This window comes from Paenibacillus forsythiae T98 (assembly GCF_000520735.1).
In the GTDB taxonomy this organism is placed as follows: Bacteria; Bacillota; Bacilli; order Paenibacillales; family Paenibacillaceae; genus Paenibacillus_AQ; species Paenibacillus_AQ forsythiae.
Map to the genome: position 1 here is coordinate 1 of NZ_ASSC01000242.1, position 6,674 is coordinate 6,674.

Here is a 6,674-nt window from a genome sequence, read left to right on the forward strand (position 1 = left end):
TCAGGGTGTCGAAGGTTCGAGTCCTTCATGGCTCACTTTTAAGTAACTTGCGCGTGTGGCGGAATTGGCAGACGCACTAGACTTAGGATCTAGCGTCTTTGACGTGGGGGTTCAAGTCCCTCCACGCGCACCATTTATTTGCGGACGTGGCTCAGCGGTAGAGCATCGCCTTGCCAAGGCGAGGGTCGCGGGTTCGATTCCCGTCGTCCGCTCCATAAGAATGCGCCCTTAGCTCAGCTGGATAGAGCGTTTGACTACGAATCAAAAGGTCGGGAGTTCGAATCTCTCAGGGCGCGCCATTTATATTAACGGGATGTAGCTCAGCTTGGTAGAGCACCTGGTTTGGGACCAGGGGGTCGCATGTTCGAATCGTGTCATCCCGATTCTTCACCTGCGGGTGTAGTTCAATGGTAGAACTTCAGCCTTCCAAGCTGATAGCGTGGGTTCGATTCCCATCACCCGCTCCATTCTTAAATAACTACATAAGCAATTGTTTATTAAGAACAGAAACTCTTACTTTAGTAAGAGTTTTTTTGTCTGCCCCACTATATACGGCAATATGAGCAACCATTTTATTTTTACGTGAACTGAATACAATGGGAATGTACGTTTGGTTCAAGGGTCCAAAAAAGAACCGACCTCCGGCGGGATGCCTAAACGCGAATAATAGCTTTCCAGTGATTCATCCTGTTCGGGAGAGGTCGCGGCAGTCAACAGCAGAACTGCAAACCGATTCGCCTGACGTTCCAGCTTGCCCGGGGCGAAATAAGAGCTCTCTTCTAAAAAGAACCGGTTAATGCCTTTATGCAGCCGGTCATGACCCAGTTCATGGGCACAGACAAATCGCTGCCATTCCAAGGACAGTTCATTATGAATGACAATAAATTTTCTTCGAAGCTTGCTATAATATAACCCTTTGGTTCCTTCACCCAGGTTCATAAATCGGACATGGATACCTAGAGCCCGGCATAGCTCAAACGGACAGTTGGTTTTATATTTTTTAATAAGCTGATTGACCAGTTCATCCATTTTTCTTCACCTGCAGCATTAGGTATTGGTTAAGAGCATCAATCCCCCGAGTTGTCTGGTTTGGGAGTGGGCTTCCGTTTATTCATCTGTTTGGCTTCCCAGAATAGCCCTGTCAGTACGTCTTTTATTCGTTGTCTGTCCTCTTGTTTCAGCGGAATTCCGTCGAACATCAGCTCTCCGTCATCCTCCAGCATTTTTTTGAAATCCCGCTTGTCCTTGCTGGTCGCCCATTCCGGTATCGCTTCAGCCATCTGTTCATACTCCTGTAAATAGCCTGCCCGTTCCATAAGCTCCTCGTATGAGACATTCATGGCCTCTGCAAGTCTGCGCAGGGTTGCCGGTTTGGGGACGCCGCGCAGCCCGTTTTCAATGCGTGAGATTTGTGAACCGCTGATCCCGGCAGCGACAGCCAATTGGCTGAGGGTAAGACCTTTGCTCTCGCGCAGCCGCTTTAAATACAATCCAAACTCGTGTTCCATCCCGTAACACTCCTTGTCATGCGTTTACCTGCTGCCATTACTATAATCTATTTTTGCCAAAAGGTAAATAATTCATTAATTATTTTGTCATAAGGCAAGGAAACGGGAGTTATTATGCGATTATGGTTGTGAAATGGCTGAATACCGGATTTTACGCGATTCACGGCAGGTGGTATATTATAGAAAAATACGAACAAGATGCGAACACAAAACATTTTATCACATTCCAATCAGCATCTGAAGCATTCTAGAAACCCATTAAAGGAGCGCTATACTAATGATGAATCTGTCTTCCCTGCCTGAACTGGATCGGCGCCAAACTCAAATAGCCATGGAAAGCATGCTTGAGAAATACCGGATATTCAAGACGATTACTTTTGAGGCGAGAGAGGCTTCCATTACGTATTCTTACATGGAACGGTTTCATGGACCGACGCATGTTATTTCAGACCCGACCGCTTCGCTTGCTGCGCATAATGTGGACGTGCCTGCCGCCAGGAGAGCATACTGTGCCGCTGTGGAATCGGTGGTAGAGAGGCTGGACAGCCGGGAACAGCAGCTGGTTCGCGAAAGATATTTGAAAAGAGACGAGGTATTCGATTATACGGTCTACAATCATGTGTTCGACCCGCCCATTAGCAAGGATACTTATGTAAAAATCCGGACACGAGCTTTTTATAAAATGGCTCTGGCTTTCAAGGAGCTGAACATGCTGTCGCTGGGCCCGTTGCTCAAAGCGTCGTCCAAAACGAATAAGGAAAAAAACGGTGTGCTTTCGAATAGCTGATAATACAAAGTGAGCAGGAGATTGTCCGAATGGACGGTCTCTTTTTTTGTCCTCCGAAAAAGCGCCCTTTTTCGTCTCAATCTTCTTCCAAGCTTCGCCCGAATGCCGTCTTCATGCGCTAAAAAAGGAGATATGATTATACCATGGCAAATGAAGCGAAAGAACACCGCAGGAGCATGAATGCTTCAGCCAAAGCCGCAGCTAACCTGCGGGCCAATCAAGCGGTGAAAGCTTCTTTCGGTCATTGGCCAACCAAACGGATGTTATCCAAAGGGATGATGTCCGTTTTGCTTGTTCGGGAAAGACAGGAGGGGATGGACACACAGATAGCATGGAATGACAGAACGGGCAGGGAACCGGCCTGTGACGGCAGATCAAGAAAGGAAGGCAATGATGTCAGTACAGCATTTGCGGAGCTGCATTAAGGGTGCGCTGGAGCAGCGTTTTGCGGACATTCCCGTCATTTCAAGCGACGATGAGGCGCAGACGCCGGGCCTCCGGCTGTTTCTGCTATCATCGGCGTATGACCGGCAGCGGGAAGACCGTTATGCGGCGGTGTACCGGTTCGGTGTCCGCTATGAAGGCGCTACGGTATCGGAGTCGGAGGTTATGGCAGACGCCTTACGCGATGTGCTTGCCCTCGTCGAAGCTGACGGGGTGAGCTACCGAAGTGTACGGCAGACCTGGACGGCCGGAGCGGAAGGGGAAGCGGCTCTGTTCACGGCAGAGTATTCACTGTACCTGCACAGCGAGCGTCCTGAAACGGTAAGAATGGGTCAATTGACAGAGGAAGGAAGAGTGAAATGAGCACAATGAGTGAGAACAAGATCGTATTCGGCAAAGCCCAAATTCTGGAGTCGGGGATTTTTGCGCCAAGGGAAAAGGATGTGCTTGACGCAATTTTGCAGCAGGATCAGAGCTATACGTTGGAACAGGCGAGACAAGAGCTGGCGCTCTTTTTAACGAAGGAGGTCATTTAATGGCTGGAGGAACATGGACAACGCAAAACAAGGTGCGTCCGGGGGTATATGTGAATGTGTCATCCCAATCGGGTGCAATCGGAAAAATGGGAGATCGCGGTACGGCCGCACTGGCTCTGGCGCTCTCCTGGGGACCTGCCGGTGAAATCATCCGCATTGCGTCTCAGGACGATATCGTCAAGCTGCTCGGGTATGATTGGGCGAATGAGGAGCTGCTTCCGGTGCGCGAAGCGCTCAAGCGGGCGGGTAGACTTCTGCTCTACCGTCTGAATACCGGCGTCAAGGCCGAGGCAACGGCCAGCGGATTGAAGGCAACCGCTCAATATGGCGGTGAACGCGGCAATGATCTGTCGGTCGTGATTGCAAGCAATATCGAGGACCCGTCCAAGTTCGATATAAAGACGCTGCTTGACGGGACGGAGGTGGACAGACAGACGGCCTTGGCCGCAGCCGATTTGCTGGATAACGCCTATGTAACGTTCGAGGCGAACGGTTCGGAAGGACTCCAGGCATCTGCCGGAATTCCGCTTACAGGAGGAAGCAACGGGACGGTGACCAATCAGAACCACAGCGATTTTCTGGCCGAGCTGGAGGTGCAGGATTTTCAAACGGTCGGGCTGATCTCGCAGGACAACTCGCTTAAAGCCCTCTACACCTCCTATGTCACACGGCTGCGCGATTCCGAGGGCAAGAAGGTGCAGGCTGTTGTGTCCGATTACGCCGCCGCCGATTATGAAGGGGTCATCAGTGTGAAGAACGGTGTTATCCTTAGCGACGGCACTGTAGTGGACAAGACGAATGCGGTGGCCTGGACAGCGGGAGCGACAGCAGCGGCTACGGCAAATGAATCGCTGACCTATCAGGCTTATGACGATGCGGTGGATGTCGATGTCCGTTTAAGTCATTCCGAGACGGTGGCGGCGCTGCTAAGCGGTGAACTGCTCTTTACTTACAGCGGCGCAAAGGCGGTGGTCGAGCAGGATATCAATACGCTCACGGCGTTCACACCGGCGAAAGGCAAGGCTTTCTCGAAAAACCGGGTTCTCCGCGTGCTGGACGGCATTGCCGTTGATTTGAAGCGTATTTTTGAAACCTACTTTGTTGGAAAAGTATCCAATAATGAGGATGGCCGGGCGCTGTTCTGGTCGCAGTGCGCCGCTTACATGAACGATCTGCAGAATATCGGAGCCATCGAGAGCTTCAATGCGCAGACCGATATTTCCGTCGTTGCCGGCGCCGATAGCGATAGCGTGGTGCTGGAAACGGTTGTGAAGCCGGTGGATTCGGTAGAAAAAGTATATCTGAAAGTGAAGGTGGTCTAAGATGGCGTTCTTGAAAGCCAGCGATACGATTTCCGGTCAGGAGGGCCGCGCTTATGCGGTGATTGGCACCCAAATCGAAGAGATGTTCTATGTGAAAAAGCTGGAGGCTACGGTCGAGAAGCAAAAGGCGGAAGTCAAAACGCTGGGCCGCCGCGGCGTCCAGCATAAAGCGACGGGGTGGTCGGGCAGCGGTTCGATGACCATTTTTTATATGACCAGCCGTTTCCGTCAAATGATGCTCGATTATATGAATACGGGAGTTGACCAGTATTTCGATATCGAAGTCATCAACGAGGACCCTTCGTCCAGCATCGGCGCCCAGCGGATCACGCTGAAAGGAGTCAACCTGGACAGCGTTATTATGGCTTCGCTCGATACCGAGTCGGACGCGCTGGAGGAAGAGGTCAGCTTCACGTTCGAGGATGTAGAGATGGGCAAGCCGTTCGGTTCGGCGTCTTAAGCTGAGATTTAAGCGCATCGAGTCAGTTTGCTCGCGGGGGAGGACGGCGCTATAGCGCCGGCTCCTGCCTGCGGCGGGCTACAATAATCATTAGGAGGATTAACGAATGAGCGAATTCAGTTTGTTTTTTGCCCAAAATGTAAGCTGTGACACGACCGAGGAGTTTGTCGTATCCACGCGCTTTAAAGATAAGGACGGTAAGCCGGCAGCCTGGAAGCTGCGCAGCATGACGGAGGACGAGAATCAGGAATGCCGTAAGGCGGCTACCCGGAAGATTAAAGGCAAGCACGGTGCATACACGCCGGAAATCGACGCCAATGATTATATGGCCAAGCTGATGACGGCGAGCGTCGTGTATCCCGATCTGAAAAACGCGGAGCTTCAGCGTTCTTACGGCGTGCTGGGCGCGGAGGCGCTGCTGCGCAAAATGCTTCTGCCCGGCGAATTCGCCGCCCTCGGCGAGCGGGTGCAGGCGCTTAACGGCTTCGGCGCGGATATGAACGAGCTGGTGGACGACGTAAAAAACTGATTAACGAGGGCGACGGGGAGGCTAATCTGGCCTACTACGCCCTCCATGAGCTGCATATTTTGCCTCATGAGCTGATGGCGCTCTCCGTCCGCGAACGGGCCGCCATCTATGCAATGATCGCCGTCCGGGTGGATAAGGAAAAGCGGGAGCGCTCAAGGGCCGGGGGAAGAAAGAGATGAAGGGGGTGGATAAATGAATAACGGGGAAACAAGCACCGCCGCATTTGTACCGGTACGCGCGCTGACGGTCTGGCGCAATCTGAACGCGGAATGCGAACGGTTCAATCAGAACCTGGAAAAAGTCTCATCTACGCTGGACGGCCTTCAAAAAATACTGGAGCAGATCGAAGAAAAGAACAAGTCTTTAGTGGAAAGCTTTATGCAGGCCCAGGAAGCGGCGGGAAAGCTCTCCGAACAATCGGGAAGCGCGGACGGCGAGGCGGCGAAGGCGAAAAAAGGCTTCATGGACAAGCTCGGCGATGTACTGGATATCCTGAACATTAACACGTTCGAGGTAGCCAAATATTTTGGCGAAAAGGCCGCAGCCCGGCTTTTTTCCAGAAAACAGACTGCCTCGGGGGGATCAGCAGGTGGAGCTGAGGGAGGCGCCGCTACAGCCGGAGGAGCGGTCACATCGAAGGGGCCGGAGAAAAAGGGCGGCTTCATGTCCAAAACGGTCGACGCTCTGAAGGGTCTGGATGTGGCTTCAGTCTTTGACAAGGCGAAATCGCTGGGCGAGAAAGCGCTCGAGGGTGCGGCCAGCGATAAAGACAAGGAGAATTGGAAAACGCTCCAGGATAATATAGACGGAGCTTATGCCTTGATGGGGCAGAAGGCCATTGTGGCGCTGCGGCCCGCGCTTGATGCCCTGAACAATGCCTTTAAATCGGGTCAGATGACGGCTGCGATCAATCTGATGGCGAATCTCTTCCTGGTCGCGGCAACCGCTATCTCGATGGTAGTGGATGGCCTGATTTATATGGGCGGCGTTATCCAGCAGAACTGGTCGGTCATCGGTCCGATCTTGGCGGCAATCGCCTTTGTCTATCTGGCTGCCATGATTGTTCAGGTGTATTCGCTCCCCGCGGC

10 protein-coding genes and 5 tRNA genes are annotated in these 6,674 nt (G+C 52.3%); 13 read left to right on the plus strand and 2 right to left on the minus strand.

Annotated elements, in window-relative coordinates; genetic code table 11:
• Positions 1 to 49 precede the first annotated feature (49 nt).
• From L692_RS0108390 to L692_RS0108410, 5 genes are all read left to right on the plus strand, one after another.
• Positions 50 to 133 (plus strand) — tRNA-Leu (locus L692_RS0108390).
• A gap of 7 nt (positions 134 to 140) precedes the next feature.
• Positions 141 to 215 (plus strand) — tRNA-Gly (locus L692_RS0108395).
• Positions 216 to 222: 7 nt separating this feature from the next.
• A tRNA-Arg gene (locus tag L692_RS0108400) sits at positions 223 to 299 on the plus strand.
• A gap of 10 nt (positions 300 to 309) precedes the next feature.
• Positions 310 to 383, plus strand: a tRNA-Pro gene (locus L692_RS0108405).
• Between the two features lie 10 nt (positions 384 to 393).
• A tRNA-Gly gene (locus tag L692_RS0108410) sits at positions 394 to 467 on the plus strand.
• 148 nt (positions 468 to 615) lie between these two features.
• On the opposite strand, the gene L692_RS0108415 is transcribed toward L692_RS0108410, so the two are convergent.
• Together L692_RS0108415 and L692_RS0108420 are read right to left on the minus strand one after the other, a co-directional pair.
• Positions 616 to 1,029, minus strand: a complete 414-nt coding sequence (locus L692_RS0108415) for an ImmA/IrrE family metallo-endopeptidase (protein ID WP_025698925.1) — start codon at positions 1,027 to 1,029, stop codon at positions 616 to 618.
• 38 nt (positions 1,030 to 1,067) lie between these two features.
• Positions 1,068 to 1,508: a transcriptional regulator gene (locus tag L692_RS0108420; RefSeq protein ID WP_025698927.1), complete on the minus strand. Its 441-nt coding sequence runs from the start codon at positions 1,506 to 1,508 to the stop codon at positions 1,068 to 1,070.
• A gap of 280 nt (positions 1,509 to 1,788) precedes the next feature.
• Here L692_RS0108420 and L692_RS0108425 point away from each other — a divergent pair, with 280 nt between their 5' ends.
• The 8 genes from L692_RS0108425 to L692_RS28125 all read left to right on the plus strand — a co-directional run.
• Entirely contained in the window at positions 1,789 to 2,295 is a 507-nt protein-coding gene (locus tag L692_RS0108425; protein WP_036722781.1) for an ArpU family phage packaging/lysis transcriptional regulator, read from the plus strand.
• Between the two features lie 143 nt (positions 2,296 to 2,438).
• Positions 2,439 to 2,720, plus strand: a complete 282-nt coding sequence (locus L692_RS0108430; protein ID WP_025698929.1) for a hypothetical protein — start codon at positions 2,439 to 2,441, stop codon at positions 2,718 to 2,720.
• Positions 2,686 to 3,102 carry a phage tail terminator family protein gene (locus L692_RS0108435; RefSeq protein WP_156940348.1) on the plus strand — a complete coding sequence of 139 codons (417 nt, stop codon included), beginning with the start codon at positions 2,686 to 2,688 and terminating at the stop codon, positions 3,100 to 3,102. Before L692_RS0108430 ends, L692_RS0108435 begins: the two co-directional genes overlap by 35 nt.
• The gene (locus tag L692_RS31735; protein WP_156940350.1) at positions 3,099 to 3,275 is read left to right on the plus strand and encodes a hypothetical protein; all 177 of its coding nucleotides are present in this window, start codon (positions 3,099 to 3,101) and stop codon (positions 3,273 to 3,275) included. Before L692_RS0108435 ends, L692_RS31735 begins: the two co-directional genes overlap by 4 nt.
• Positions 3,275 to 4,597, plus strand: coding sequence for a phage tail sheath family protein (locus L692_RS0108445; protein ID WP_025698934.1), 1,323 nt, complete (start codon positions 3,275 to 3,277; stop codon positions 4,595 to 4,597). The genes L692_RS31735 and L692_RS0108445 overlap by 1 nt, the downstream gene beginning before the upstream one ends.
• Position 4,598: 1 nt before the next feature.
• The gene (locus tag L692_RS0108450) at positions 4,599 to 5,057 is read left to right on the plus strand and encodes a phage tail tube protein (RefSeq protein WP_025698936.1); all 459 of its coding nucleotides are present in this window, start codon (positions 4,599 to 4,601) and stop codon (positions 5,055 to 5,057) included.
• Between the two features lie 106 nt (positions 5,058 to 5,163).
• Positions 5,164 to 5,586 carry a phage tail assembly chaperone gene (locus L692_RS0108455; protein WP_025698938.1) on the plus strand — a complete coding sequence of 141 codons (423 nt, stop codon included), beginning with the start codon at positions 5,164 to 5,166 and terminating at the stop codon, positions 5,584 to 5,586.
• A 192-nt stretch (positions 5,587 to 5,778) separates the two neighbouring features.
• A partial coding sequence (locus tag L692_RS28125) for a hypothetical protein (RefSeq protein ID WP_036722778.1) occupies positions 5,779 to 6,674 on the plus strand: 896 nt, incomplete at its 3' end.